Genomic DNA, 25,814 nt, shown 5'->3' on the forward strand with positions numbered 1-25,814 from the left:
CCTGACGACGAACCGGATCCACTTCGTCGGAAAATGCTCTAGCCGCGATCAGCGGCCCAGGACCTTGGCCAGATAGTCCGCCAGCGCCGTGACGCGCGCAGGGCGCGGACCACCAGGCGGCATGACCAGATGCAGCGCGATCGGCGCGGCCTTCCATTCACTTAGCACGGGCTCCAGACGACCTTCGGCGAGCGCAGGCCCGACGATGAAATCAGGCAGCATGGCTACGCCCGTCCCCGCCAGAAGCGGCGGCAGGAGGGCGTCACCATTGTTGGCTCGGAGCACCGAGCGCGGGCGTACCGCCGCTTCCTCCCCGCCTGCCCGCTGAAAGCGCCAGGTTTCTGGCGAGGCCTGGTGGCCATAGGTCAGTCCGCGATGGTCGGCGAGGTCGGCAGGATGGCCAGGACGCCCATGTCGCGCCCAATAAGCTGGGGCCGCGACCACATGACGCTCGACCGCCCGTAGCCGCCGCGCCACCAGCGAGCTGTCCGGCAAGTCCGCGACGCGTAGTGCGAGATCAAACCCCATGCCGATCAGGTCGACGGTTGCGTCCGACAGATGCAGGTCGATGGACACGTCCGGATAGGTCTCAAGAAAGGCCGGCAACACCGGCGCCAGGCTGGCGACGCCCAGCGACATTGGCGCGGCCATGCGGACAAGGCCTCGCGGCGCGGCGGACTGGCTGGAGGCTTCCTCCTCGGCGGCCTCAGCCTCGGCCAGCACGCGGCTGGCGCGCTCTACGAGCGCCTGACCGGCGTCTGTGAGCGCGAGCCGGCGTGAAGTGCGATTGAACAACCGCGCACCGAGGCGCAGCTCAAGCCGCGTCACCGCTTTCGACACCGTGGCCTTCGACATGGCCAGGGCCTCTGAAGCGGCCGCGAATGAACGCAGCTCTGCCACCTTAGCGAACACAGCGAGGCCTTCGAGATCCGGGAGCTTAGACATGGATATATGCTATTTTTAGAAACAATAAATTTCCATAGTTTCCATTTATAATTCCACTGCCAGCCCTATTTTCTTCTCAACAGGACGCGCCGACGCGGTGCGCCAGAGAGACTGAAAGGTAGAGCCATGATCGACCGCAAACCGTTCGACAAGCTTGGCGGCGCCGACCACGGTTGGCTGAAGGCCAAGCACCACTTCTCGTTCGCAAGCTACTACGACCCCAACAACATGAACTGGGGCGCGCTGCGGGTTTGGAATGATGACGAGATCGCTCCCAACACGGGCTTCCCGCCGCATCCGCACAGCGACATGGAGATCATCACCTATGTCCGCGACGGCGCGATCACCCACCAGGATAACCTGGGCAACAAGGGCCGTACCGTCGCTGGCGACGTCCAGGTGATGAGCGCGGGCTCGGGCATCCGTCATGCCGAGTACAATCTCGAGCCGGAAACGACCCGGATCTTCCAGATCTGGATCGAGCCCAAGTCGTTCGGCGGCGCGCCTTCCTGGGGCTCCAAGCCGTTCCCCAAGGGCGACCGCTCGGGCAAGTTCGTGACACTGGCCAGCGGCTTTTCGGATGACGCCGACGCTTTGCCGATCCGCACCGACGCCCGCGTTCTGGGCGCGACGCTGAAGGCTGGTGAAACCACGACCTACGCCTTGGGCAAGACCCGTAGCGGCTACCTGGTGCCAGCGGTCGGTTCTGTCGAGGTCAATGGCGTCAAGTTGAACGCCCGAGACGGCGCTGGCATCAAGGACGAGGACGTGATCACCGTCACCGCCCTGGAAGACGCCGAACTGGTGCTGGTCGACGCCGCCTAACGCTGTATCGAACTGGCTGCCCGCGCCCTCCCCCCCATGGCGGACGGCCATGCGCCGCCCCGAGGATCCCCCGCCTCGGGGCGGCCTTTCGTTTGGCCGTCAGTTTGCGGGGTCGAAGTCGGGCTTCTGCGCCGCGACATAGGCGTCCCATTCGGTAGGACTGTGAAAGTCGAGCCCTTTGTCCCAAGCCGCGCCCATGTAGTAGACGAACGGCTTGCCCGCCTCGACCTTGACCAGAACGAGATAGTTGTCGAAGTCCTGCCGCACCTCGACCACGGCAGCCGGGTCGACCATCAGAGCGATGGCCATGGAGCCCTTCTCGGGATCCGCTGGCTCCCAGAAAGTCACGCGGCCGGGAGCGAGGTCCTTTCGGAACACGCCTGAGCCGCTGGCGCGTTTGCGTTTGGAAATGCCGATCCCCACCACCAGCGGCCCCGGCTTGTCGGAACTGATCGTCGAGACCATGCGCGTGAAGTTCGTGCCCAACGGCAATGTGAAGGCGCGCGTCTCCCAGACCTTACGCTCCACATCGACCGGCCAAGGCGCATAGTCCACGCTGAACGCAGCTACATCCGGCCCGTTCTTCAGGATCTTCACGTCGCTCCAGTTACGTGAGGTCCACAGCTTGTTATCGTGCCACACGCCCAGGCCGCCTGCGCCGCGCGCCGTGCCGACATCGTAGAAGTCCAGGCCTTCGCCATGGTTGGCATGCTGATCGCCGGTGCGCAGCTGGCGGTCCATGTAGGGCCAGCGGACGCCCTTGCCCCAGGCGTCGATGCCCGAGGTCGACGGCGGCTCGGCCTTTTCCAGGTCACGGCTATAGATCCGGTGCGCCGTGCGGTCGTTCTCCCAGAGGATGTCGTTGAAACGGTACGGCGCGAGAGTGATCGCCGCACGGGGCTTCTGGCCCTGGAGGTCCGGAGGCGTCAGCCCCTTGCCGGGGGCATGCCCTTGAGCGTCGGCGAAACTGCAGGCCCCGGATAGGGACAGGGCCAGGGCGGCGACAAGGGTTCTCCACATCATAGGCGCTCCTCGCATGCGACGTTGACGCCGCAGCCTGCTGACGTAACGCGCAGCGCAAAATTGGTCTAGCCAAATATCGCGACTGGACAGACCAAAGCCGAGCCCCCCCCCCTGAACGCGAAAGAGCCCCGGACGTAAACGTCCGGGGCTCTTCGGGAACCGGAAACGGCGGGTCGACCTAGCTCTTCTTGCTCGCCAAAGCCGCCTGGGCGGCCGCCAGACGCGCGATCGGCACGCGGTAGGGCGAACACGACACGTAGTCGAGGCCCACCTTCTCGCAGAAGCCGATCGAGGCGGGATCGCCGCCATGCTCGCCGCAAATCCCCAGCTTGGCGTCGGGGCGCACCGCACGGCCACGCTCGGCGGCGAGACGGATCAGGTCGCCCACGCCGTCCTGGTCGAGGCTGACGAAGGGGTCCTTCTCGAAGATGCCCTTCTCGATATAGGCGTTCAGGAACTTCCCGGCGTCGTCGCGGCTGATGCCGAACGTCGTCTGCGTCAGATCGTTGGTCCCGAAGCTGAAGAACTCGGCGTTCTCGGCCAGGTCGCCCGCGCGCAGGGCGGCGCGGGGCAGCTCGATCATGGTGCCGACCGTATAGGTCACCGCGACACCCTGCTCTTCCAGCACCGCCTTGGCGACGCGGTCGGTCAGATCGCGCAGGTACTTCATCTCTTCGCCCTTGGCGACCAGCGGGTGCATGATTTCCGGCACCGGCGCAGCCTTGCCCGACTTGGCGATTTCGCAGGCCGCCTCGAGGATGGCGCGGACCTGCATCTCGTAGATCTCAGGGTACGAGACGCCCAGGCGACAGCCGCGGTGGCCCAGCATGGGGTTGGTTTCGTGCAGTTCCTTGGCGCGACGCATCAGCTTGGCGGCGTCGAGACCCGTCGCGTCGGCGACAGCCTGAACATCTTCCTCGGTGTGCGGCAGGAACTCGTGCAGCGGCGGATCCAGCAGGCGGATCGTGACCGGCAGGCCTTCCATGATCGTGAAGAGTTCGACGAAGTCGGCTTTCTGGAACGGCGCGATCTTGGCCAGCGCGGCGCGGCGGCCTTTCTCGTCGTCGGCCAGGATCATCTCGCGCACGGCGGCGATCCGGGTGTCGTCGAAGAACATGTGCTCGGTGCGGCAGAGACCGATGCCCTCGGCGCCGAACTGGCGAGCGGTCTTGGCGTCCAGCGGGGTCTCAGCGTTGGCGCGCACCTTCAGGCGGCGGACCTCGTCGGCCCAGCCCATCAGCGTAGCGAAGTCGCCCGTCAGCTCGGGCTCGATCATCTTCGGCGCGCCGGCCAGGATATCACCGGTGGAGCCGTCGATGGTGATGATCTCGCCAACCTTGAAGTCACGGCCACGAACGCGGAACAGGCCCTCCTTCTCGAAGATAGCCACGTCGCCGGCGCCCGACACGCAGGGACGGCCCATGCCGCGCGCCACGACGGCGGCGTGACTGGTCATGCCGCCCCGCGCCGTGATGATGCCACGGGCGGCGTGCATGCCGTGGATGTCCTCGGGGCTGGTCTCCTCCCGCACCAGGATCACCGCCTCGCCATTAGCGGCGGCTTTCTCGGCGGCGTCGCTGTCGAAGACGATCTTGCCGGTGGCCGCGCCGGGCGAGGCCGGCAGGCCCTTGGCGATCACGTCGCGGTGAGCCGACGGATCAATGGTCGGGTGCAGCAGTTGGTCCAGCGAGGCGGGCTCGACGCGGCCGACGGCCTCCGACGTCGAGATCACGCCCTCGGCCGCCATGTCGACCGCGATCTTCAGCGCGGCCTTGGCGGTGCGCTTTCCGTTGCGGGTCTGCAGCATATAGAGCTTGCCCTGCTCCACGGTGAACTCGATGTCCTGCATGTCGCGGTAGTGACGCTCCAGCGTCTCCACGACCGTCTTGAACTGGCCGAACACCTCGGGCATCGCCTCTTCCATCGAGGGAGCGACGTCGCCCATCTCCTCGCGGGCGGCCTTGGTCAGCGACTGCGGCGTGCGGATGCCCGCCACCACGTCCTCGCCCTGGGCGTTGATCAGGAACTCACCATACAGGCGGTTGTCGCCGTTTGATGGGTTGCGGGTGAAGGCCACGCCCGTCGCCGAGGTCTCCCCCATATTGCCAAACACCATCGACTGAATGTTGACGGCCGTGCCCCAGCTTTCGGGGATGTCGTGCATACGACGATAGAACTTGGCGCGGTCGTTCATCCAGCTGGCGAACACAGCGCCCACGGCGCCCCACAGCTGCTCCTGGGCGTCCTGCGGGAACGGCTTGCCCAGCTGCTCGCGGACGGCGGCCTTGTAGTCCTTGATCACCGCCGCCCAGTCGTCGGCCGTCAGGCCCGTATCGACGTGGATGTCCAGGCGATCCTTATGGTCATCGAGGATCTCCTCGAACATGTGGTGCTCGAGGTTCAGCACGACGTTCGAGTACATCTGGATGAAGCGACGATAGCTGTCATAGGCGAAGCGGCGGTCGCCCGACAGCTTGGCCAGGCCCTCGACGGTCTCGTCGTTCAGGCCCAGGTTCAGCACCGTGTCCATCATGCCCGGCATCGAGGCCCGAGCGCCCGAACGCACCGAGACCAGCAGCGGATTGGCCACATCGCCAAACTGCTTGCCGGTGATCTCCTCGATCTTGGCGAGGCCCGTCTGGACCTGAGCGGCCAGTTCAGCGGGGTACTGCTTGCCGTTGGCGTAGTAGTGGACGCAGGCTTCGGTGGTGATCGTAAAGCCGGGCGGCACGGGCAGGCCCAGAGACGACATCTCCGCGAGATTGGCCCCCTTGCCGCCAAGGAGGTTCTTCATCGAGGCGTCGCCGTCCGCGCCGCCTCCGCCGAATGCATAAACCCATTGGGCCTTGGTCAGCGTCTCAACCGGCATCTTTGAATTCACCCTGCGATAAGTGAAAAGGCCGCGCCCCTCTTATGGGGGTCGTCTCGCCTTGGAACAGCGCTGCTTTGTTGCGATCCCGCAGTGCAATATCCGGGGGTCTCAGTAGCACTTCGGTCAAGAACCCGTCCACTGGCCGTTCGCTTTCAAAGCGCCAACGCGAGAATTCGGCAAATAATTCCAATGACAACGTTGTCCGCCGGGGGCGGCTGGCGATGTTCTTGGCAATCCCGGCTCAATCGCTCGACTTGGACCTGGACCGAAAGATTGCAGGGCCTTGTCTTCGCGCTGCGAAACGCCTTCGATCGTTCCATGACGGCACGGATCATCCGACTCGGGACCTTATTGCGGGACGCCGACGCCATCGCCGACCTGCATACGCGCAGCCGTCAGCACGCCTATCGCGGCCTCTACGGCGACCACTATCTGGACCATCAGCTTCCCGAGATTTCTCGCGCGATCTGGCGTGAGCGCTTCCGGAGCTATGCGCCGACCACCGACCTGATACTGGCGGCGATGGAGGACACAGAGCCGCTCGCCCTCGCCTACGCCTCTTTCCGCGTGAATCCAGCAGTGGGTCTTCTGGTCGACAACCTTCATGTCGCGCCCGAACGCAAGGGCGCAGGACTGGGTTCAAGACTACTGGTCGAGGTAGCCCTATGGCTACGCGATGAGCACGGGAGCGCGCCGCTGCACCTGGAGGTCTATGCGCCGAACACGGACGCCTTGGGGATCTACACGCGAAGAGGCGGGGTGGAGGTGGCGCGCTACCGCGAAACGCCGCCCGGCGGACGTGAAGTGGAGGTCGTCCGCTTCCAATGGTCACGTCCAGAGGATTTGTTGATCTGACCGCCGGCGGCTCCCGCGAAGAGAGCGACGGAACCCTCTCAGGCATCCGTCGCTCACCCCCGATCGGTTCGCGCCTTTGGCTCTGATGGCCATTGCGCACGAAGCCCATCGCCCCACCGGTCCGACTCCCACAAGAGCAGACACCTCGCGTGATAGTCACCAGCCGACGCTGCGCGATGTGACGATCCTCACATTGGCGCACGGGCGTCCGTTACGCCTGCGGCGCATCAGACTCTCAGCGCGCGCGATAGACGCTCCGCAGATAGGCCTGATCGGCTTCCGTCAGCGCCTGCGGCGCTCCACCGCCGGCTTCGAACAAGGTCATGATCGAGTCTGTTGGCGCTGGACGAACGCGAACATCCGCCAGGGACACGAGGGCAAGGTAGTCCGCCATCGCCGACACCTTGATGTCCCGCGCCTGGTTCACGTCGACGATAATCAAGGCGTTGTGAGGCCTTGCGTCGCCGGCGGCCGAACCGCGCACATCGCCGCCATGGACCCAACGGACCGGGGCCGCACCGGACTTGAACGACTGCGCCGCCTGGGCTGGGACGCCGCGATAGTTGAAGCGCTTAGACTGCGTCGCCTCGAGGATCAGCTGATCCGGCTCGGCCGAAAACAGGACGACGATATTGGGTTCACAAGCGCGTTTGGCGTAGGCGGCGCCGGCCTGCTTGGCCACCTGGTGCAGGCGCGCGGCGACATAGGCGTTCACGTCTGCGGACGCGCCGCGAACCAGCGGGCACAGGCCTTCGCGTGCGCTGCCGGGAGACGCCTGCCTCAGACGGGACATCTCGGCCTCGAGACCGTTTTGACGTCGAGCGTCGCCGATGAGGGTGTCGGCCTGTCGCGCCGAAACTCCCGACGCGACCGCCACGGCGGCTGTAACTGCGAGACCAAAAATCACGTTCTTCATGGTCGCTCTCCGCTGATGCGGAGAGCAAAACACAACCTAGAAACGATGTCGAGGTAACTTTCTCGCTACATGAAAACGGCGGATGCCCCCACCGGACCATCCGCCGCGCATTTCCAGAAGCGCAAGGGAACGAGGGGTCCCTCCACGCCCTAGAACGGGATTTCGTCGTCCAGGTCCGCCGAGAAGCTTTCGCGCGGGCCGCTGGGCTGGCTGCGCTGGCCGCCGCCGAAGTTGGAGCCGCCCCCGCCCGAATAGCCGCCGCCGTACTCGTCGCCGCCGCCAGAAGACATGCCGGCGTCACCGCCGCGGCCGCCCAGCATGGTCAGTTCGCCACGGAACTTCTGCAGCACGATCTCGGTGGAGTACTTTTCCTGACCGGTGTTATCGGTCCACTTGCGGGTTTGCAGCGCGCCCTCGATGTAGACGGTGGAGCCCTTGCGCAGGTACTGCTCGGCGACCTTGACCAGGTTGTCGTTGAAGATCACAACCCGGTGCCACTCGGTCTTCTCCTTGCGCTCGCCGCTATTGCGGTCGCGCCAGGTTTCCGACGTTGCGATGCGAAGATTGGCGACGCGGTCGCCCGAACCCAGGCTACGGATCTCGGGATCCGCCCCGAGGTTCCCCACCAGAATGACCTTGTTGACGCTGCCCGCCATCGCTTGGACCTTGCTCTCGCCCGGCGACCCATGCGCCGGAATCTGAGGCAAGACGTTAACGACCCACTAACCCGGAGGCAAGTTTTGTTCTTGCAACGTTCTTGTGGGCAAGGCAGACGATTGTGGACAGACCGCGCCGCTGTAGGCTTTGCGCCCTACTCGGCCGGAACGCGCTTGATGGCGCCCGGGACCGCCAACCGACCATCGCCCGTACGCACGAGCGACATGAAGCGCGGCCCCTCATAGGTCTGACCGACGTAGATCCCTTCCTTCTCGATGAAGATGAAGGACCCCTGATACGACCCGACCATGCTGCGGCTGTTTGACTGGCCCAAGCGCACGAAGCGCATGCGCATGCCCTCAAGCGTCGCGGCGCATTCCTCCAGCTGCGGCACGTTCCGGCTGACCGGATTGAAGCGCAGCGTCTTGTCCTTGTTGGTTGCGACGTGGAAGCAGACGCCCTGCTCGAACGGAGCCTTGGTCTGCTTCTGGCAGCCGGCCAGCACCAGACCCGAAGCGGAGAGGACGGCGGCGGCGAGGACGATCTTCTTCATGGATTACACTTATAAACCTATCCGGCGTTCGGGATAGAGCAGTTCGCGGCCTGCTCGAACGCGGTGTGGAAGCTGCGGTTATCCGACGAAATCTCGACGCGGCCAGGAACCAGGCGCAAGGTCTCCTCGCCCCAACGCCCATAGGTCGCGCCGCCTGCCTTCTCGCATCGCCCGCCGAACAGTTGCTGGGCGCAGGCGTTCAGCGTGATGTCTCCAGGCAGTCGCCGCCACTCGTTGCCGGCATAGCGCCAGCATGCCGCCAGCGGCGCAGTCGCAGAGGCGGACGCCGGCGTGGTCGGGGTGGCGGTCTGGACCGGCGCGGTCGCCGGCGGCGTCGCGACCGTTGGGGGCGGAGGGAGCGGCGTCAGCACCATACCAGCCTGATCGGCGGCGGCCAGCGCGCCCGTCTCGTCGACGCCCACATCCAAGGCGCCCGTGGCGACCCCATTCTTTTTGGCGCACTCAGCCAGGGTGATCTCGCCGACGAAGGCGCCGCCCACGAAACAACGCAGCGGACGAGCGGGATCCAGCTTGGTGTCGTCAGCGCGACCGGTCTCGACGATCAGGCCCGCACGCGCAGCCGGCGGCTCCTCCGCCGGCTTCTTGTCATGGCCTGACATCAGGGCCACGGCGATGCCGAGACCCGCGACAAGCGCAAGCGCCGCGCCGCCGCCCAGGATGATCCGTCGATCGTTCAGAAGGTCCATGTCTCTTGGCTACGACGCGACGATGACGCTTTCAAGCGCGGCGGTCGTGGAAAAGATCAGGTTAGCCGCCGGTCAGGCGATTGAGAGCCGCTTGATAATTGGCCACCTGGTTCTTCAGATAGGCTGGAACCGTGCCACCTGTCTTGCCAGAGCTCGACCCGCTGTCCGCCTTGATGCCAAGCGCGGTGTCAGCGATTTCGCGATAAGCGGACCGAACCTGCGACATCGCCCGGGTGATGACCATATTGGCGTTCTTGCGCCCCGCCTCGGTCGTGAGGTCCAGTTCGGGCGGGAGCTGCAAGCCATAGACCGGACCGCTGCCATCAGCCGAAACGGTCTTGCCGTCTTCGGTCTTGGTGGCTCGCACGACGCCGCCGGCGATGCCGAGCGAGCGCAGGACATCGGTTCCGCCCTTTCCGGGCACGATCTCCAAGGTGGCGTTGCTCGACGCAGGGCTGATCTTCAGAACGCGACTGTTACCGCTGGAGGCCGTCTCCACCTTGGCGCGGAAACCCGACGCGCGCTTGATCTTGTCGGCCAGGGTTTCCAGCGTGTCGTTGGCGTCGATGGTGACCGTCGTCAGAGCGCCGCGTTCGCGCGTGCGGATCTGGAAGGTGTCGCCAGCGCGCGCCGATGTGGCGGAAACGATGCGATTGGACTGGCTGAAGTCCATGGCGCCGCTCGGCAAGCCAAAAGCGTCTAGGGCTGACGCGCCGGACGCAGAGACGGCGACCGAGGTCGGGGCGGCATAGCCGTCCTTGCCGGTGACGCGCTGGCTCCAATCGACGAGGCCCGTGCCGACATTGATCTGAGCGACGTAGCCATCCTTGGTTCCGACCGTCTCTTCGCCGTCCAGGTTCTTGCCGGCCGCGCCGACCAGCCACGCCGTACCGTTGGAGACGGCGAAGCCCGTGACGGTATCGTCTCCGGTGCCGCCGTAGTAGGTCAGCGTGTCGTTGGTGTTGTCCGAGATATCGAGGGACATCCGCCCCACGAAGCCGTCCATGCCTCCCGACGGCGACGTCGTCGCGCCGCCGATCGACATCAGGTTGTTGGCCGTGTAGCCGCCCACATAAAGTTGGCCGCCGTCGATCTTCAGACCGACAATGTCGCCGCCCTTCAGCGAGCCCAGGTCGCGGGTCGCGCCCGCCGTCAAGGTTGCGGTCTTGGTGTAGGTGACGGGGACGCTCTCGTAGGCGCCGTACTGATTCATCTTGGTGACGTTCTCAGTCACCACCGACGCATTGACCTCGAAGCTGCGAAGCATCGCCTGGCCGCTTTCCTTGGACCCGACGATGACCTGGGAGCCGTTGACCACGATGTCCGAAACGGAGTCATTCTCCGCCGTCCCGAACTTCTGGGTGAACAGCGCTGCGGGCTTGCCATTGGCGTCCGTCGCAAATGCCGTCAGGTAGGCGTCCCAACCGCCGGCGGGGTCCGTTCCCACCGACCCCGGCAGATCCGACTTGCTGCGGCCGCCCACATACAGAACGCCATTGGCGCCGAAAGCCACGGCCGTGGCCTCATCTTCTTGCAAACCGCCGCGACGGACAGTCCACTGCTCGTCGCCCTTGGCGTCATAACGCGTGACGAAGCTGTCGGTGGTGTCCGAACTGTCGCTGTTGTTGATTGGGCCGTTGACCGCGCCCTGCAGCCTGCCGCTGACGGACCCGGCCACGGCGACGCTGCCGTCATCGGCGACGGCCAGCGACAAGCCGCTGGCGTTGTCAGTGGCGCCCAACGAGCGCGCGTACAGAAGGTGGCCCGCGCTGTCGTACTTGAGCAGCGCGACATCGCTTTCGCCCTTGATCGGTTGACCATTGATGTCGGTCTTGCCGTCAACCTCGGTGGCGACGTCCGCCAGCATATAGATCGAGCCGTCCGCGCCGGTGACCGACTTGCGGACGCTGGAAATCGTGCCTTGAAGCGTCTCGCTGAAGACCTTGCCGCCAGGCGCGCCTGCGCCGGGCCCGCCAGCGGTTCCGGCGGCGCTGTACTTGGTCAAGGTCGTTTCGAAGACGCCGTCGTCGGTCTCGGCCTTCTTGTCGGGATCCGGATCGCCGGCCCGGGTGGTGACATAGACCGCCGGCGCCGTGGTCGGCGCACTGAAGGTCAACTGCTCAACGGAGTCGCCATTGACCCGTAGAGCAAAGTCATCGCCGGTAGCCGGCAACTTCACGGGCTTGCCGTTCACCTGAACGGTGCGCTCCTCGCCAACCGTGCGCTGTACGGAGAAGTCGGTGTTGAAACCCGCCGCCTTCATCTTGTCGTTCATGTAGCTGACGACGTTCGACATGGTCCGCGGCGTCGCGCCCATGTCGGCCAAGTTCATGGTGACGGTCGAGGTGACGCCGAAGCTCTTCACAGAGATGTCGAACGAGACGTTGCCCTGGAACCTCGGGACTTCGTCATCGACCTGGCCGCTGTACAGCGTGTCAGTCGTGTAGCTGTAGGTGGCCTTAGGCACGCCAACCGTGCCCTTGTCGCTGGTCATGACAGCGCCGGTCGTCAGGCGCATCTGGTCGAGGGACAGGTTCTGGACGTAGCTGCTGACCTCGCCAAGTCCCTTGGTGAGGGCTGTCTGCAACCGCGAAACCTCGCCATCGGTCACGCCCTTCTCACCGGCACGCGCTGCGATCGCGGAAAGGGTGTTGAGCGCCTGATACGTGGCGAACAGCTTTTTGTAGTCGGGACTGACGCCCTTCAGGCTCGAAGTGTTGGCGCCCTCGTCGATGAGCTTGCGCCCCGCCAGCGCCGATCGCACCAGTTCACTGGCGGGCGGAGACGCATTGCTGAGCCAAGGCGCGCTCGGGACCACGGCTTTGGACCGCGATGGCGAGGTCGAAACACTCGACGCGCCAGCGCCCGTCAGGCCCGTGCGGGCCTGATAGTAGCTGAGCAGCGCGCTGGAATCGAAAGTGATCACGGCGAGTCCTGGCCGGGGCGCGAATCTCCCCGCTGTTACCCTTGCCTCAGGATCGCTGACGACTCGTTAAGACTTGAGATTAAGCGGCGATAAGGTGCGCGTCCGAGAGCGCACGCCGAGCCGCCTCACGCAGCCCGGACCACTCCGACGCCAAGATCCCGAGCAGAACGACGTCTCGGGGCTGGCCGCCCTTCAATACGTGTCCGCGGAGGTAGCCCTCGCGGCGGAAACCTGCGGTCGACTGCGCCTTCAGAGCGGCGTCGTTGTCGGCCATGACCTCGGCGAAAACCTTGTGCAGTCCAAGCTCCTGGAAGGCGCGATCCAGGCCCAGCACCTGGGCGGCGCGACCAACGCCCCTGCCTCGCGCTTCAGCCGAGCCAAGGAACCAGTTCCAACTTGCACGACGATGGTGGCTGGTTAGCCCCGTCAGCGTCAGAAGACCCATCGGCGCTCCGCCGCGAGTTATCATCCAGCCGCGCATGTCCGGATCGTTGCGTAGCGCCTGAAACCAGACAGCGTGAGCTTCTCGACTAGGCAGATCGGCGTCGGACATCCAGCGGTCGACCTCGGGTTCGGACCGCCACTGAAAGAGGATCGCCTCGTCCTCGTCCAACAAGTCTCGCAGCTCGATCATGCCCGTAGCCGAATCCCCGGTTCGCCCAGCGGCAGCTTAGACCCTGGGCGCTGCGGGACCTAGCCCTAGCCACCCTTGAACAGGGAGAGGATGATCTGCGGCGCGCCGTTGGCGATCGACAGGGCTTGGGCGCCAAGCTGCTGCTTGACCTGCAGAGCCTGCAAGCGAGCGCTTTCCTTGGCGAGGTCGGCGTCCACCAGGTTGCCGACGCCGGTCTCCAGCACGTCATTGAGCTTCGAGACGAAGGTGTTGTGCGCGTCGATCTGTTTAGCCTGAGTACCGATGTTGCCGACGGCCTGGTTGACGGCGCTCAGCGTCGCGTCGAGGCGCGTGAGAACATTTCCAGCGTTCGTTGGGTCCAGAATGTCGTCGGTGGCAGTCAGCGTATTGATCGTACCGCCCAGCGACAGGTTCTGCAGCGTCAGGGTGATAGCTTGGCCCGCGTCCGCATCAGCGAGGAAGTTCATGTCGGCGGCCTGGCTGCCGTCGAGCAGATTGGCGCCGTCGAACGTCGCGCTTCGGATCACCTGGGTGAGGTTCTTCACCAACCCCTGGAAGTCGGCGTTCAGGGCTTGGCGGGATGTCGTGGTGAGCGAGGTGTCCTTGGCGGCGACAACCTTCTCGCGCATCAGCTTGAGCAGGTCGGAGACGGACTCACCGGCCGCCAGAGCGACATCGGCGATCGACGTGGCCCGGTCCAAGCTCATCTTCACAGCGCCGAGAGCGCTCATATCGGCGCGCTGCGCCTGAGCGATCGACCAAACAGCGGCGTTGTCCTTGGCGGTCGAGATCGCCTCACCCGTATTGATACGGGTCTGCACCGCCTGCATGTCGTCGTTGGTGCGGTTGAGATTCTGCAGCGCGATCAGCGCGGGCTGGTTCGTGTTGACGCTAAGCGCCATGCGCGGCCTCCGATCGGCGATTTTGCCGTTGGTTGCGATCGCGCGCGATTCGGCGAGCGATCTAATCGCCGCCGAGATTGACCCTAGAAAGTAAGATTATGGTTAACGCTTATAAACCATGTCCGTTTACGCCTGCGACCCGCAGCCGCACGACGCCCTAGTTGTTCGGCCGACGGTCGACCTCAGGCCTGCCCGTCAAAAACGTCGCCCGTTTCATAGTCGGGACCATCACGCATCTTCAGGACCTCCTCGCGAGGAAACTGCTGCAGCGTCTCTCCCGTCCGGCGATCAACCGTCTTGTAGACAAAGGCGCCGGAGGCGTCGTCCTGTTCGATCACCAGGCGCAGATCGCCAGGTTGCGGGCCGTCATCAACCGGCTTCTCGGCCTCAGCGACCTGGTTGCGATCAAATTTCAGCGCCGCCTCGGCGTCCGCGACCTTCGCGGCCTGATCCACAACGGACTTTGCGCCCTCGGAGACATCCGGGGCGTTCGACGGCGCGACAGGGGCAATAAAGTCTCTGATGGCCGACAGTGCGGCTTTAGGTTCCATATCTTAGTTGCCGACGTTTTTTGGGTCGGCCCTCCATTTCTGTTGAGGCTTGCCCCGCAACCGAACCGGAGAAGGCGGGGGCGAGCCGGGTGGCTCGCCCCCGTCCCTGCCCTTTAACGGAACAGGCTCAGGATCGAGGACGAAGACTGGTTCGCGATCGACAGCGCCTGCACGCCCAGCTGCTGCTTGGTTTGCAGCGACTGCAGCTTGGCGCTTTCCTTGGCGAGGTCGGCGTCCACCAGGTTGCCAACGCCGGCGTCCAGGCTGTCTTGCAGCTTGCCGACGAAGGTCAGGTGGGTGTCCAGGCCGACCGAGCTGGTGCCCAGCGAGGCCAGCTTGTTCGTGGCCGTCTGCAGAGCCGTGTCGATGGTGGAGATCATCGTCTTGGCGGCGGCGGCCGTGGTGAAGGTCGAGGTGGTCGTCAGACCGATACCCGCCAGAGAGATGGTCTTGGCGTTGACGGTGAAGCCGGTGCCGTCCGAGTTGGCCAGGAAGGTCAGCTTGGTCGTCGAGCCGTCAGCGATGCTGACGCCGTTGAACTTGGCGTTCGTCGCCGCCTTTTCGATCTGGTCGCGCAGCGAGTCGAAGTCCGACTTCAGGGCGTTGAACGAGGCGGTGTTCAGCGAGGTGTCGGAAGCGGCCAGAGCCTTTTCCTTCATCTTGCCCAGCAGGTCGGTGATGGTGTCGCCAGCGGCGAGCGCGACGTCGATCGTCGACTGGCCGCGTTGCAGCGAGTCCTTCACGGCGTTCATGCTGTTGGCGGTGGCCGACTGGTTCTTGGCGGTCGCCCAGATGGCGCCGTTGTCCTTGGCGCTGGCGATCTTCTTGCCGGTGTTGATCCGCTGCTGAACGGTCGTCAGCTCGGAGTTCGTGCTGTTGAGGTTTTGCAGGGCGATCAGAGCGCCCGAATTCGTGTTGATGCTGTTCAGCGCCATAACGAAAGAGTCCTTTTCAAGGTGTCCGACGCCATTTTGGCTGCCGGGAGCATTTTGCTCGGAAGGACCAGAAGCAATTGCCGGGCCAATTCTGCCCACCGGCAACGCGTCGCTAAGTCACTGAAAAATATACGTTATAGTTCCGTTAACGACGAAGGCTCCCGGCAATTTCTGCCGAGAGCCTTTCGCCATGGGAAATTGTTGCCGGGCACTATCTGCGCACCCAGCAGGAAAGAGGCGCCGGACGGCTTTTGACGGCCGTCCGGCGTATCGGGATCACCCCTTGAACAGCGACAGGATCGACTGCGGCGTCTGATTGGCGATCGAGAGAGCCTGAACACCCAGCTGCTGCTTGGTTTGCAGCGACTGGAGCTTAGCGCTTTCCTTCGCCAGATCCGCATCGACCAGGTTGCCGACACCGGCGTCCAGGCTGTCTTGCAGTTTGCCCACGAAGGTCAGGTGAGTATCCAGACCGACAGAGGACGTACCGAGAGACGACAGCTTGTTCGTGGCCGTCTGCAACGAAGTCGTGATCGTCGCGATCATGGTCTTGGCCGTAGCAGCGTCCGTGAAGGTCGAAGCCGCTGTCAGACCGATACCCGTGAGGGACAAAGTCTGGGCAGTCACCGTGAAGTTGCTGCCATCCTCGTTGGCGAGGAAGGACAGCTTCGTGGTGCTGCCGTCAGCGAGGCTGACGCCGTTGAACTTCGCGTTCTCCGCGGCCTTTTGAAGCTGGTCGCGCAGAGACTCAAAGTCCGCCTTGAGAGCGTTGAACGAGGCGGTGTTCAGCGAGGTGTCGGAAGCGGCGAGAGCCTTTTCCTTCATCTTCGTGAGCAGATCGGTGATGGTGTCCCCTGCAGCGAGCGCCACATCGATCGTCGATTGACCGCGTTGGAGGGAGTCCTTCACGGAGTTCAACGATGACGCGGTCGCGCTCTGCATCTTGGCCATCGACCAGATCGCGCCATTGTCCTTGGCGTTAGCGACCTTCTTGCCGGTGTTGATACGGCCCTGAGTGGCGGCGAGCTCCGTGTTAGTTGCGTTGAGGTTCTGGAGCGCCAGCAGCGCACCAGGATTGGTGTTGATCGAATTCAGCATTTGATACCTACCGTTTTGGTGGGATTTTTCCGGCGTATTGCCGGGCTGGCGTTTTGCCCGCGCGAACCATCGCAAGCGGCGGGCCAACTCGGCGCCAAACGCCAATCCCTTTTATCATGCTGATTTTATTGGAGATTTTTCAGGTTGGCGTTCAAACGAAAACCGCCCGGCGAATGCATTATTCGCCGGGCGGCAGGTTTTTCCGAAAGACGCTAGGCAAGACGTTCAGTCTTGCACGCAGGCCAGAATCAGGCGGCGTCAGCGCGCCCAGCCAGGCCCTGCATGATCATACGGTTGATCTCGATAAGGGGCTCGAAATCCTCCTCCTTGCGCATCACCGCGCTGGAGTGACGACCGACCCAAAGGCTCAGCGAAATGATGCTGGCGCGCAGCTCCATCGGAAGCTGGTTCTCGGGAAGCGAGCAGTCGGTCGCAAGCGCGGACCAGACCTTTCGGTTCCAGTCTAGCGCGTCAATCCGCGTGGCGATGTCGTCCGCCGGGGCTTGCGACGCGTCCATCAGGGCGCGCGTCACCTGCCCGAACAGGCGGTACTCCATTTCACGGGGATTCTCAGCCCGCGTCGCCGCCTGCTGATACGCCCGAAGAGACATGCCCCAACCTCTCGTCTTCGTACTCGATAAGCTTCCGGCTCAACATCAGAGCCTTGTAGTATTCTCGCGCCATCACGTGCTTGGAGATGGCGATGCAGTCCTGGAGGACCGCAGGGTTGCGCACAACGCCCATGAATTCGTTAAGGCGGGTGGCGAATTCCTCGTAAAACTTCTCAGCGCCGCTCTCATCGAGATACATCATCATCACCGGGAAATAGATGTGACGCGCGGGCGTCGTCACCTGGTCCGGCTGCATGATATCCTTCTCACGAAGGACGGAGGCCTTGTTCTGGAGCACCAGAACACCGCGCCGGTCTCCATTCTGGACCACGGCGCCGTTGAGAACGAACTTCTCTCCAGGCTTCAGCGACAGCTTCAAAGGCACTTGATGCCGCTCCCTTTCGTTGACGCTGCGAGCCCGGATCCGTCAAGACGACGACTTCGACAGCAAGCTAGGCGAACACATGTTAACGCCACCTTGCCACCCCCGACGACCGCGTTTGCGACCGTAAGACGCAGCTTAGGACTCAATTAAGCATACCGCCTCAAAACATGGTTAACAGCAAAGTCTGAGGCCTCCGCCATGTCCCGTAAAAGCGCTCTGGAATCCTCAGCAAGCGTCCTCGCCCAGGCCGATGTTGGCGCATCGGGCATCCATCCCGGCGTGATCGCCAGTGCGATGGGCGATTCGGCCTCAGGCGAAGCGCTGGATCGCCTGAAGCGCGCGGCGCAGGACACCAAGAACGCTGACAACGCCAAAGCGTTAGCGCGCGCGATCCAGGCCGTGCAACTGCAGGACTACGCCAAGGCCGACAAACTAGCTCTAAAACTCCTCGAGAAGGACGAGCGCCTGGGCCTGGCCTGGCACATCCTGGCGATCGCGCGCGAAAAGACCGGAGACTTCGCCTCGTCGCTCCGTGCTTACGAAGCGGCGCTGACCCTGCTGGCCGACCACGGCCCCGTCGCGGGCGACCTTGGCCGCCTCGCCTTCCGGATGAACATGCCGGAGCTGGCAGCCAAGTTCTTTGCCCACTACCGCTTGGCCCGGCCAGACGACGTCGAAGGCGCCAATAACCTTGCGTGCGCGCTCCGCGAACTGAACCGCGAAAGCGAAGCGATCGAGGTGCTTAAGGCGGCGCTCGGCGCCAACCCCGAAGCGGCGGTGCTCTGGAACACACTGGGCACGGTGCTGTGCAATATCGGCGATGGCGCAGGCTCGATCGTGTTCTTTGACGAAGCCCTTCGCTTGGCGCCGGATCTGGCCAAGGCCTATCACAACCGCGCGTTCGCCAAGCTGGACCTTGGCGATATCGAAGGCGCGCTGGCCGATTGCGAGGCCGCCATGCGCAACCCGGGTTCGCCCGAAGATCTGGCGATGATGCAGTTCGCCCGCGCCACCATTCTCCTGGCGCTGGGCCGCGTGGCCGAAGGCTGGGAAGCTTACGAGTCTCGCTTCTCGCCAGCCTTGAGCGATGCGCCACGGTTCCAGATCCCCGGCGTCCGCTGGTCGGGACAGGAGCTCAAGGGCAAGTCGCTGATGATCACCACCGAGCAGGGTCTCGGTGATGAAGTCATGTTCGCCAACATGCTGCCGGATATCCTCAAGGCGCTTGGACCGGACGGATCTCTGTCCCTGGCGGTCGAACGCCGCCTGACGCCGCTGTTCGAGCGCTCGTTCCCGAACGTGGAGGTCACCGCTCACCGGACGGTCGCCTATGAGGGCCGCGTGTTCCGCGCTGCGCCCTACATCGAAAACTGGGACCGCTTCGACTACTGGGCGGCGATCGGCGACTTCCTGCCGAGCCTTCGCGCCTCCGCCGCGGCGTTTCCCAAGCGCCAAGCCTTCCTCCAGCCGGATCCGGCGCGTGTGGCGCATTGGAAGACCCAGCTTGAGAAGCTTGGCCCGGGCCCCAAGGTCGGCCTTCTGTGGAAGAGCCTGAAGCTGAACGCCGAGCGGGCGCGGCAATTCTCGCCGTTCCATCTGTGGGAGCCCGTGCTGCATACCCCCGGCGCGGTTTTCGTGAACCTGCAATACGGTGATTGCGACGAAGAAATCGCGTTCGCCAAGGAGGAACTTGGCGTCGAGATCTGGCAGCCCGAAGAAATCGACCTGAAGGCTGATCTTGATGATGTCGCGGCGCTGTGCGCGGCGGTCGACTTGGTCATCGGCTTCTCCAACGCGACCATCAACCTGGCCGGCGCAGTTGGGACGCCGATCTTCATGCTGACCGGAGCCTCGTCCTGGACTCGCCTGGGGACGGACTACTATCCCTGGTACCCAAGCGTGCGCTGCTTCGTCACCGAGCAGTACGGCGTCTGGGAGCCGACCATGGGCCGCGTGGCCGACGCGCTGCGCGATTTCGCCGCACCGTGACCGACCGCCTCCGTTGAGGCGGATCAAAGCCTGAGCCTTTGAACAGGACAGACTGGACGGGCGCTGGGGTGTCGTCCCTGTGCTTGCACATGCGCGCTCAGCCGGCGCGCTGGTCCGGAGTTCAGGACAATGGTGGCGGTGAAACTGCGCAGTGTCGCAGAAGAGGATCGCGAGAGGCTTCTGACCTGGCGCAACAGCCCAGATGTCTCGGCCTACATGTATTCAGATCACAAGATCGGTCACGAAGAGCACGATCACTGGTTCGACGTCGCTCGGCACGACCCGCGGCGTCGCTACTGGATCATCGAGGCCGATGGCGAGCCGGTAGGTTTGGCGAACTTGGCCGATATCGATCTCGTCCACCGGCGCTGCGCCTGGGCCTACTACTTGGCTAGCCCGAAGGTCCGGGGCCTTGGCGTAGGGTCCTTCGTCGAGTTCGAGGTCATCGAGTACGTGTTCGGAAAACTGGGCCTCAACAAGCTTTGGTGTGAGGTGCTGGTTTCGAACGAGAGCGTCTGGCGATTGCACGAGCTCTACGGTTTCCAGCGCGAGGCGTTGTTTCGGCAACATGTAATGAAGCAGGGCCACGAGATCGACGTGGTTGGCCTGGGGCTGCTGGCCAGCGACTGGGCGACGCGACGCGACGCGATGGCGGAGCGGCTTCGAGCGAAGGGATACGACATCCCGCCCGCCGCCTGCCGAGCGGCCTAGGGCCGCCTTCCCTATCGACACCCTTGCCAAGCGCGCGAGCGCCGGTAGTTTGGTCCGCTGAATTTGAACAACTGTTCGAACCGGATCCGATTCCGGCGGAGATAGGCATGAGCCAGCGCTTCGAAGGTACTTCTGACTACGTCGCCACCGACGACCTCAAGGTCGCGGTCAACGCCGCCGTGGCGCTTGAGCGCCCGCTTCTAATCAAGGGCGAACCCGGCACCGGCAAGACCGTCCTGGCCTACGAAGTCGCCAAAGCGATGGGCGCGCCGCTGATCACTTGGCACATCAAGTCGACGACCAAGGCCCAGCAAGGCCTCTACGAGTACGACGCCGTCAGCCGCCTGCGCGACAGCCAGCTGGGCGATGAACGCGTCAAAGACGTGAAGAACTACATCAAGAAGGGCAAGCTCTGGGAAGCGTTCGAGAGCGAAGTCCGTCCGGTGCTGCTGATCGACGAGATCGACAAGGCTGATATCGAATTCCCGAACGATCTCCTGCAGGAACTCGATCGCAACGAGTTCTACGTCTACGAGACGAATGAGACGATCAAGGCCAAGGTCCGGCCGATCATCATCATCACCTCGAACAACGAGAAGGAGCTGCCGGACGCGTTCCTGCGCCGCTGCTTCTTCCACTACATCCGCTTCCCGGAAGCCGACACGATGCAGGCCATCGTCGACGTCCACTTCCCCGGCATCAAGCAGAAGCTGGTCGCAGAGGCGCTGCGTATCTTCTACGACATGCGCAAGGTGCCGGGCCTGAAGAAGAAGCCGTCCACGTCGGAGTTGCTCGACTGGCTCAAGCTGCTGCTGGTCGAAGACATCGACGATCAAGTGCTTCGCGAGAAGGACCCCACCAAGCTGATCCCGCCGCTACATGGCGCGCTGCTCAAGAACGAGCAGGACGTCCATCTGTTCGAGCGTCTGGCCTTCCTCGCCCGTCGCGAAGGCTCGGGCGCGCGTCCGGGCCAGTAACCAGGCTGCGACGAAACGGCCCTTACCGGGATTTCACTGGACGCGCGTCAGACGCGCGGCCACCTTCCCCGCTATCCGGGGTAGGCCAAGGGAACACCATGCGTCACTCAAAATGGCTGGTCGCGACGCTGTTAATCGGCGCTGGCGCGTCCGCCTTGACCGCTTGTCAGCCTGCGGCGTCGGACAAGGAGGCGCGCGCAGAGCGCCGCCTGGGTCGCGAGGCTGTCCGCGCGATCGCGCGTCTGGATTGCCCGGAACGCCAAGGCGGACTTACCCGCGTCAGCGCCGCTGCGGACGGTCAGTCATGTTCGTACACGTCGAGCGAAGGGACGGTTGATCTTCGCCTCGTTCGCCTGAACGGCGGCGACGCCGAAGCGGCTCTGGCCCCGATCGAGGCTGAACTGAAGGGCGTGATCCCGACGCCAGCAGCCCCGCCGACGCCGCCTGAAGCTAAGGACGGCAAGAACGACAAGAACAAGACCAGCATCCATCTGCCGGGCGTCTCGATCGATGCTCACGGAGACACCGCAGACATCCGGATCGGCCACCTGACCATCAACAGCGATGGCGGGACCGCCGAGGTCAAGGTCAACAAGAACGTCAACATCAAGAGCGACGGCGGCCAAGCCTTGGTCAATGTCAGCGCTCAGGACGAGCACGAAGGTGACGTCACCATCAAGGCCAACGACAATGGTGCGGAAATCCGCGCCTTGAAGGGCGGCGACGCGGTGCGCTCCACTCTGATCCTTGCCAACGACAAGGCGCCCAATGGCTATCGCGTGGCGGGCTACGAAGCCCGGGGCCCGAAAGGCGGCCCCCTGGCCGTCGCCGTGGTCAAGGCCAAGGACCGGAACACCGACGATCATGACCTGTTCAAGGACATGAAGGCTCTGGTCCGCCACAACGTCGGCGGCTGACCCTAAAGGAAACCCCGGCCGCGCGATCGCCCGGCCGGGGTTCGTGTTCTGAACACGCTGGAACTTACGCCTACGGTAGCGGCGTGACCTCCATGACCTTGTAGGTCAGCGGGCGCCCGTCCTCATCCGTCACGGTGACGTACTCGCCCAGCGCAAAGCGATGTTCGCCCAGGCGATGCAACGGCTCGTCGTCGGTCTCTTCAGCCGCGTCATAGTCAAAGAACCAGCGCTGACCGCGTTTGTTCAAACGACCGTCGACGGCGTCCTCGTCAGGCGAGAAGCGCCGGACGCTGCAGGACGCCTTGATCTTGGCGTACTCGCCCTCGTCGATGTGACCGTCCTCGGTCAACGGCGCGGTCAGGGCGTAGCCGCGATGATCATCGCCGCCGGCGAACTCGGTGCCAGGATTACGCGCCAAGCGCATGACGATCCGGGAAAGAGACATAAGCCTCCCTTTCTTATGAAATTTCAGATTCTTAGTGCGACAGAAACAGAGACGGACCGTCGCTGTTCAGCAAGGTGCGGGTGGTGCCCCCGAAGATGAACTCCTGAAGTCGCGGATGACCGAACGCCCCCGCGACCAGGAGGTTAGCGTTCACGTCCTTGGCCGCGCCCAGCAGGAGCGATCCTGCGTCGCCGCTTCCCTCCAGCGCCCGCACGCTGGCCTTGACCCCACGCGCGGCGAGGAATTCGACGAGGCGATCAAGCTCGAAAGCCCGCGACGAGGCCGCCGGCGCGCCGGCCACGACCACGGCGCTCGCCTTTTCCAAAAGCGGCAAGGCCGTCCGCACCGCGCGGCTGGCCTCCTTGCCGCCATCCCAGGCGACCAAGGCCACTCCATCCGTCTTGAAGCCGGGACGCGCCACCAGGGTGGGACGTTGCTCGTCGGCCACCAGTTGCTGGAAGGACTCGGCCAAGGGCCCCTTCCCGCGCGCCGCAGCGTCGTCGAACACGATGACGTCAGAGAGCCGGCCCTCCATCGCCAAACCGGCCCAGACGGGGGAATCCAAGCTTATGACGCGCGTACGGCCATAGCTGAGATCGGCGGCCAACTTGCCAACAGCCTTGGCCCCTTCCTGGGCGGCTTCTTTCAAACTTTCAAGCGCGGTGACCTGCACGCCGCCCATGAACCCTTCGCCCATCCAGGGCATCAGGTCGGCCATGTCGGCGGGCGCGTGGACACAGGCCAATTCCGCCTCGAAGGCGGCCGCCAAGGTTGCGGCGGAAGTCAGGACGCCTTGGTCGTTCGGGGTTCCGGCCAGCGGAACCATAATTCTCGCCCAACTCATGATCGAACTCCCTTTCGAGGGCATTTCCACAGATGACGGCGACGCCCTCATTGATCTTTCGCAACCAATGCGCCAGTCAACCGACTTCATCGTGAGGAACGATCTCGTGGCCAAAGGGCTGCAAAGGGGCGGACCGCCCCGCGCGTGGCAAAGAATGCTCTCCGGACGTCGGCTCGACCTGCTCGATCCGTCGCCGATGGACATCGAAATTGAAGACATCGCCCATGGGCTGGCGCGCGTGGCGCGCTGGAACGGCCAAACCGTGGGCGAGCATGGCTTTTCGGTCGCCCAGCACAGTCTGGTCGTCGAGGAGATCGCCGCGCACATTAAGCCCGACCTCGAACCACGCTGGCGGCTGGCCGCGCTGCTGCACGACGCCAGCGAATATGTGATCGGCGACATGATCAGCCCGTTCAAGGCGGCGCTCGGCGTCAGCTACAAGGATTTCGAGACCCGGCTGGAAGACGCGATCCACATCCGTTTCGGCCTGCCGGTGAAGACCCCCGCCCCGATCAAGAAACTGATCAAGCAGGCGGACCGCGCCTGCGCCTTCTTCGAGGCCACCCAGCTGGCGGGTTTCGAGCACGCAGAGTCGCTGGCGATCTTCGGCGCGCCGCCGGCGGGCTATGACCTGCAGATCACGCCGCTGGCGCCCTTCGAGGCCCAGACGCGCTATGTGCAACGCTTCCACGTGCTGTCGCGCGCAGCGGGCTATGAGTCCGCGCCCGACGCGGCGTTCGAAACCGAGTAGCGGGGCGCGATGAACACGGCGGTCGTCATCGGTCTGTCGGCGGTGGTCGTCGCGATCCGCGACGGCGAAGCCGTTGTCCTGACCGTCCGACCGCACGACGCGATCACCGACATCGCCTCACCACTGTCGGGCCTTCCGTTCGGTCCGTTCGATCCCGAGGCCCATCGCACCTTCGAGCTCGGTTTGAGAGCTTTCGTCACTCAGCAGACGCGCTTCCAGCTGGGCTATGTCGAGCAGCTCTACACCTTCGGCGACAAAGGCCGTGACGCCCCGCGCGCCGAGGTCGGGGCCGGCGCGGCGCGCGTGGTCTCGGTCGGCTATCTTGGTCTGACCCCCAAGGCGGTCGACACCGACGCCCCCGACACCGCCTGGGCGCCGTGGACGCGGTTCTTCCCGTGGGAGGACTGGCGCGCCGGCCGGCCCGCCCTGCTCGACGACGCCATCGCGCCTGCGCTCAAACGCTGGGCCGCTGACGACGCAGGCAAGTGGTCCCGCGCGCGCCTGGCCTTCGCCCTAGATGGCGCGCCATGGAACGAGGAAAGGGTGCTGGAGCGCTATGAGCTGCTCTACGAAGCCGGCCTAGCCCCCGAAGCCGCTCGCGACCGGGCCCGCGCAGACGGCCAGGACCCCGCCGAGCCGGCCGCCCTTTCGGCGGCGCTGGGCGAGCCGATGATCTCAGATCACCGGCGGATCCTGGCCACCGGCTTGTCGCGCCTGCGCGGCAAGATCAAGTATCGCCCGGTCGTGTTCGAACTGACGCCCGAGGAGTTCACCCTCTCGACCCTGCAGCGCACGGTCGAGGCCATCGCCGGCGTGCCGCTGCACAAGCAGAACTTCCGCCGAGTGGTCGAGCGCGAGGAGCTGGTCGAAGGCCTGGGCCGCCTGGACGCTGAAACCGGCGGCCGCCCGGCCGAGCTGTTCCGCTTCCGCCGCGAGATGCTGGCGACGCGCCAGGCGACAGGACTGTCGTTGCCGCTGCTTCGGGACTAGCGCCCTTATCGACAGCGCCGGGTCCTTACCCACGCGCCCGATTGCTGAGTTTTTTGAAACCGAACCGGTTGCGATTTCGATCCGCGACGCCACATCCGGGCTCTCACCGCTTCGGGCGGAGCAAACGAGGGTTTCCTGTGCTGCTTGAAAAACTGAACTGGCGCTACGCCACCAAGAAGATGGATCCGACCAAGGTCGTTTCCGAAGACAAGGTCGAGCGGATCGTGGAAGCCGCGCGACTGGCGCCGACGTCCAGCGGGCTGCAGCCCTTCGAGATCATTGTCGTCACCAACGCCGAGGTCCGCGAAAAGATCAAGGCCATCGGCTGGAACCAGAGCCCCATCACCGACGGCTCGCACCTGCTGGTCTTCGCGGCTTGGGATAACTACACCGCCGAGCGGATCAACCACATGTTCGATCTCGTCAACGAGGTTCGCGGCTTCCGGAACGAAGGCTGGGAAAACTATCGCCAGATGCTTCTGTCGACGTATCCGCAGCGCGACGCCGAGACGAACTTCGAGCACGCCGCCCGCCAAGCCTATATCGCGTTCGGCCTCGCCTTGGCTCAAGCGGCCTTCGAGGGCGTCGATGCGACCCCGATGGAAGGTTTCGATCCCAAGGCTCTGGACGAGATCCTCGGCCTCCGGGAGCGCGGCCTGCGCTCGGTGACGATCGCCCCGCTGGGCTACCGTCAGGCCGAGGGCGACTGGCTGGTCGATCTGCAAAAGGTCCGCCGCCCGCGCGACCAGTTTGTCACCGAGGTGAAGTAACCTCGACAGGTGGAGCGCCCCGAAA

26 protein-coding genes are annotated in these 25,814 nt (G+C 64.3%); 9 read left to right on the forward strand and 17 right to left on the reverse strand.

The window, feature by feature from the left end; genetic code table 11:
* Nucleotides 1-48: 48 nt before the first annotated feature.
* The gene (locus ACT53N_RS01635) at nucleotides 49-945 is read right to left on the reverse strand and encodes a LysR family transcriptional regulator (protein ID WP_476062252.1); all 897 of its coding nucleotides are present in this window, start codon (nucleotides 943-945) and stop codon (nucleotides 49-51) included.
* 126 nt (nucleotides 946-1,071) lie between these two features.
* Here ACT53N_RS01635 and ACT53N_RS01640 point away from each other — a divergent pair, with 126 nt between their 5' ends.
* Entirely contained in the window at nucleotides 1,072-1,770 is a 699-nt protein-coding gene (locus ACT53N_RS01640; RefSeq protein WP_476062253.1) for a pirin family protein, read from the forward strand.
* Nucleotides 1,771-1,869: 99 nt separating this feature from the next.
* Here the strand turns inward: ACT53N_RS01640 and ACT53N_RS01645 are convergent, their stop codons facing one another.
* On the reverse strand, nucleotides 1,870-2,793 hold the full coding sequence (locus ACT53N_RS01645) for a DUF4861 family protein (RefSeq protein ID WP_476062254.1): 924 nt from the start codon (nucleotides 2,791-2,793) through the stop codon (nucleotides 1,870-1,872).
* 178 nt (nucleotides 2,794-2,971) lie between these two features.
* On the reverse strand, nucleotides 2,972-5,662 hold the full coding sequence (gene ppdK / locus ACT53N_RS01650; protein WP_476062255.1) for a pyruvate, phosphate dikinase: 2,691 nt from the start codon (nucleotides 5,660-5,662) through the stop codon (nucleotides 2,972-2,974).
* A gap of 321 nt (nucleotides 5,663-5,983) precedes the next feature.
* Between ppdK and ACT53N_RS01655 the strand changes: the two genes are divergently transcribed.
* Nucleotides 5,984-6,520, forward strand: coding sequence for an N-acetyltransferase family protein (locus ACT53N_RS01655; RefSeq protein ID WP_476062657.1), 537 nt, complete (start codon nucleotides 5,984-5,986; stop codon nucleotides 6,518-6,520).
* Nucleotides 6,521-6,755: 235 nt separating this feature from the next.
* Here the strand turns inward: ACT53N_RS01655 and ACT53N_RS01660 are convergent, their stop codons facing one another.
* The 12 genes from ACT53N_RS01660 to flbT form a co-directional block, all read right to left on the reverse strand.
* Nucleotides 6,756-7,436, reverse strand: a complete 681-nt coding sequence (locus tag ACT53N_RS01660) for a hypothetical protein (protein ID WP_476062256.1) — start codon at nucleotides 7,434-7,436, stop codon at nucleotides 6,756-6,758.
* Nucleotides 7,437-7,585: 149 nt separating this feature from the next.
* Complete coding sequence (ssb, locus tag ACT53N_RS01665) at nucleotides 7,586-8,092, reverse strand: single-stranded DNA-binding protein (protein ID WP_476062658.1); 507 nt, start codon at nucleotides 8,090-8,092, stop codon at nucleotides 7,586-7,588.
* 155 nt (nucleotides 8,093-8,247) lie between these two features.
* A complete protein-coding gene (locus tag ACT53N_RS01670; protein ID WP_476062257.1) occupies nucleotides 8,248-8,646 on the reverse strand; it encodes a hypothetical protein in 399 nt (132 codons plus the stop codon).
* Between the two features lie 17 nt (nucleotides 8,647-8,663).
* The gene (locus ACT53N_RS01675; protein ID WP_476062258.1) at nucleotides 8,664-9,353 is read right to left on the reverse strand and encodes a hypothetical protein; all 690 of its coding nucleotides are present in this window, start codon (nucleotides 9,351-9,353) and stop codon (nucleotides 8,664-8,666) included.
* Nucleotides 9,354-9,414: 61 nt separating this feature from the next.
* Nucleotides 9,415-12,279 carry a hypothetical protein gene (locus ACT53N_RS01680; RefSeq protein WP_476062259.1) on the reverse strand — a complete coding sequence of 955 codons (2,865 nt, stop codon included), beginning with the start codon at nucleotides 12,277-12,279 and terminating at the stop codon, nucleotides 9,415-9,417.
* A 79-nt stretch (nucleotides 12,280-12,358) separates the two neighbouring features.
* The gene (pseH, locus tag ACT53N_RS01685) at nucleotides 12,359-12,913 is read right to left on the reverse strand and encodes a UDP-4-amino-4,6-dideoxy-N-acetyl-beta-L-altrosamine N-acetyltransferase (protein WP_476062260.1); all 555 of its coding nucleotides are present in this window, start codon (nucleotides 12,911-12,913) and stop codon (nucleotides 12,359-12,361) included.
* Between the two features lie 65 nt (nucleotides 12,914-12,978).
* Complete coding sequence (locus ACT53N_RS01690) at nucleotides 12,979-13,815, reverse strand: flagellin (protein WP_310211550.1); 837 nt, start codon at nucleotides 13,813-13,815, stop codon at nucleotides 12,979-12,981.
* A gap of 182 nt (nucleotides 13,816-13,997) precedes the next feature.
* Entirely contained in the window at nucleotides 13,998-14,366 is a 369-nt protein-coding gene (locus ACT53N_RS01695) for a flagellar protein FlaG (protein ID WP_476062261.1), read from the reverse strand.
* A 113-nt stretch (nucleotides 14,367-14,479) separates the two neighbouring features.
* Entirely contained in the window at nucleotides 14,480-15,301 is an 822-nt protein-coding gene (fljK, locus tag ACT53N_RS01700; RefSeq protein ID WP_476062262.1) for a flagellin FljK, read from the reverse strand.
* A gap of 276 nt (nucleotides 15,302-15,577) precedes the next feature.
* A complete protein-coding gene (gene fljL / locus ACT53N_RS01705) occupies nucleotides 15,578-16,399 on the reverse strand; it encodes a flagellin FljL (RefSeq protein WP_476062659.1) in 822 nt (273 codons plus the stop codon).
* A 248-nt stretch (nucleotides 16,400-16,647) separates the two neighbouring features.
* Nucleotides 16,648-17,010: a flagellar biosynthesis regulator FlaF gene (gene flaF / locus ACT53N_RS01710; protein WP_096051364.1), complete on the reverse strand. Its 363-nt coding sequence runs from the start codon at nucleotides 17,008-17,010 to the stop codon at nucleotides 16,648-16,650.
* Nucleotides 16,970-17,395: a flagellar biosynthesis repressor FlbT gene (flbT, locus tag ACT53N_RS01715; RefSeq protein ID WP_268067312.1), complete on the reverse strand. Its 426-nt coding sequence runs from the start codon at nucleotides 17,393-17,395 to the stop codon at nucleotides 16,970-16,972. Before flbT ends, flaF begins: the two co-directional genes overlap by 41 nt.
* Nucleotides 17,396-17,593: 198 nt before the next feature.
* Between flbT and ACT53N_RS01720 the strand changes: the two genes are divergently transcribed.
* The 4 genes from ACT53N_RS01720 to ACT53N_RS01735 all read left to right on the forward strand — a co-directional run bounded on the left by ACT53N_RS01720 (nucleotide 17,594) and on the right by ACT53N_RS01735 (nucleotide 21,989).
* Nucleotides 17,594-19,384: a flagellar protein FlbA gene (locus tag ACT53N_RS01720; protein WP_476062263.1), complete on the forward strand. Its 1,791-nt coding sequence runs from the start codon at nucleotides 17,594-17,596 to the stop codon at nucleotides 19,382-19,384.
* A 129-nt stretch (nucleotides 19,385-19,513) separates the two neighbouring features.
* The gene (gene pseH, locus ACT53N_RS01725; RefSeq protein WP_476062264.1) at nucleotides 19,514-20,095 is read left to right on the forward strand and encodes a UDP-4-amino-4,6-dideoxy-N-acetyl-beta-L-altrosamine N-acetyltransferase; all 582 of its coding nucleotides are present in this window, start codon (nucleotides 19,514-19,516) and stop codon (nucleotides 20,093-20,095) included.
* A 107-nt stretch (nucleotides 20,096-20,202) separates the two neighbouring features.
* Nucleotides 20,203-21,072 (forward strand): AAA family ATPase, encoded by an 870-nt coding sequence (locus ACT53N_RS01730; protein ID WP_476062265.1) that lies wholly within the window; start codon nucleotides 20,203-20,205, stop codon nucleotides 21,070-21,072.
* A 98-nt stretch (nucleotides 21,073-21,170) separates the two neighbouring features.
* Nucleotides 21,171-21,989, forward strand: a complete 819-nt coding sequence (locus ACT53N_RS01735; RefSeq protein ID WP_476062266.1) for a hypothetical protein — start codon at nucleotides 21,171-21,173, stop codon at nucleotides 21,987-21,989.
* Between the two features lie 70 nt (nucleotides 21,990-22,059).
* Here the strand turns inward: ACT53N_RS01735 and ACT53N_RS01740 are convergent, their stop codons facing one another.
* Both ACT53N_RS01740 and ACT53N_RS01745 read right to left on the reverse strand, forming a co-directional pair.
* The gene (locus ACT53N_RS01740) at nucleotides 22,060-22,434 is read right to left on the reverse strand and encodes a hypothetical protein (RefSeq protein WP_476062267.1); all 375 of its coding nucleotides are present in this window, start codon (nucleotides 22,432-22,434) and stop codon (nucleotides 22,060-22,062) included.
* A gap of 31 nt (nucleotides 22,435-22,465) precedes the next feature.
* The gene (locus ACT53N_RS01745) at nucleotides 22,466-23,278 is read right to left on the reverse strand and encodes a universal stress protein (protein WP_476062268.1); all 813 of its coding nucleotides are present in this window, start codon (nucleotides 23,276-23,278) and stop codon (nucleotides 22,466-22,468) included.
* Between the two features lie 106 nt (nucleotides 23,279-23,384).
* Here ACT53N_RS01745 and ACT53N_RS01750 point away from each other — a divergent pair, with 106 nt between their 5' ends.
* The 3 genes from ACT53N_RS01750 to ACT53N_RS01760 all read left to right on the forward strand — a co-directional run bounded on the left by ACT53N_RS01750 (nucleotide 23,385) and on the right by ACT53N_RS01760 (nucleotide 25,789).
* Nucleotides 23,385-24,029 (forward strand): YfbR-like 5'-deoxynucleotidase, encoded by a 645-nt coding sequence (locus ACT53N_RS01750; protein WP_476062660.1) that lies wholly within the window; start codon nucleotides 23,385-23,387, stop codon nucleotides 24,027-24,029.
* A gap of 9 nt (nucleotides 24,030-24,038) precedes the next feature.
* Complete coding sequence (locus ACT53N_RS01755) at nucleotides 24,039-25,019, forward strand: NUDIX hydrolase (protein ID WP_476062269.1); 981 nt, start codon at nucleotides 24,039-24,041, stop codon at nucleotides 25,017-25,019.
* Nucleotides 25,020-25,156: 137 nt separating this feature from the next.
* Nucleotides 25,157-25,789 (forward strand): NAD(P)H-dependent oxidoreductase, encoded by a 633-nt coding sequence (locus ACT53N_RS01760; RefSeq protein WP_476062270.1) that lies wholly within the window; start codon nucleotides 25,157-25,159, stop codon nucleotides 25,787-25,789.
* Nucleotides 25,790-25,814 lie beyond the last annotated feature (25 nt).

The organism is Caulobacter sp. DMC95, from assembly GCF_056313785.1.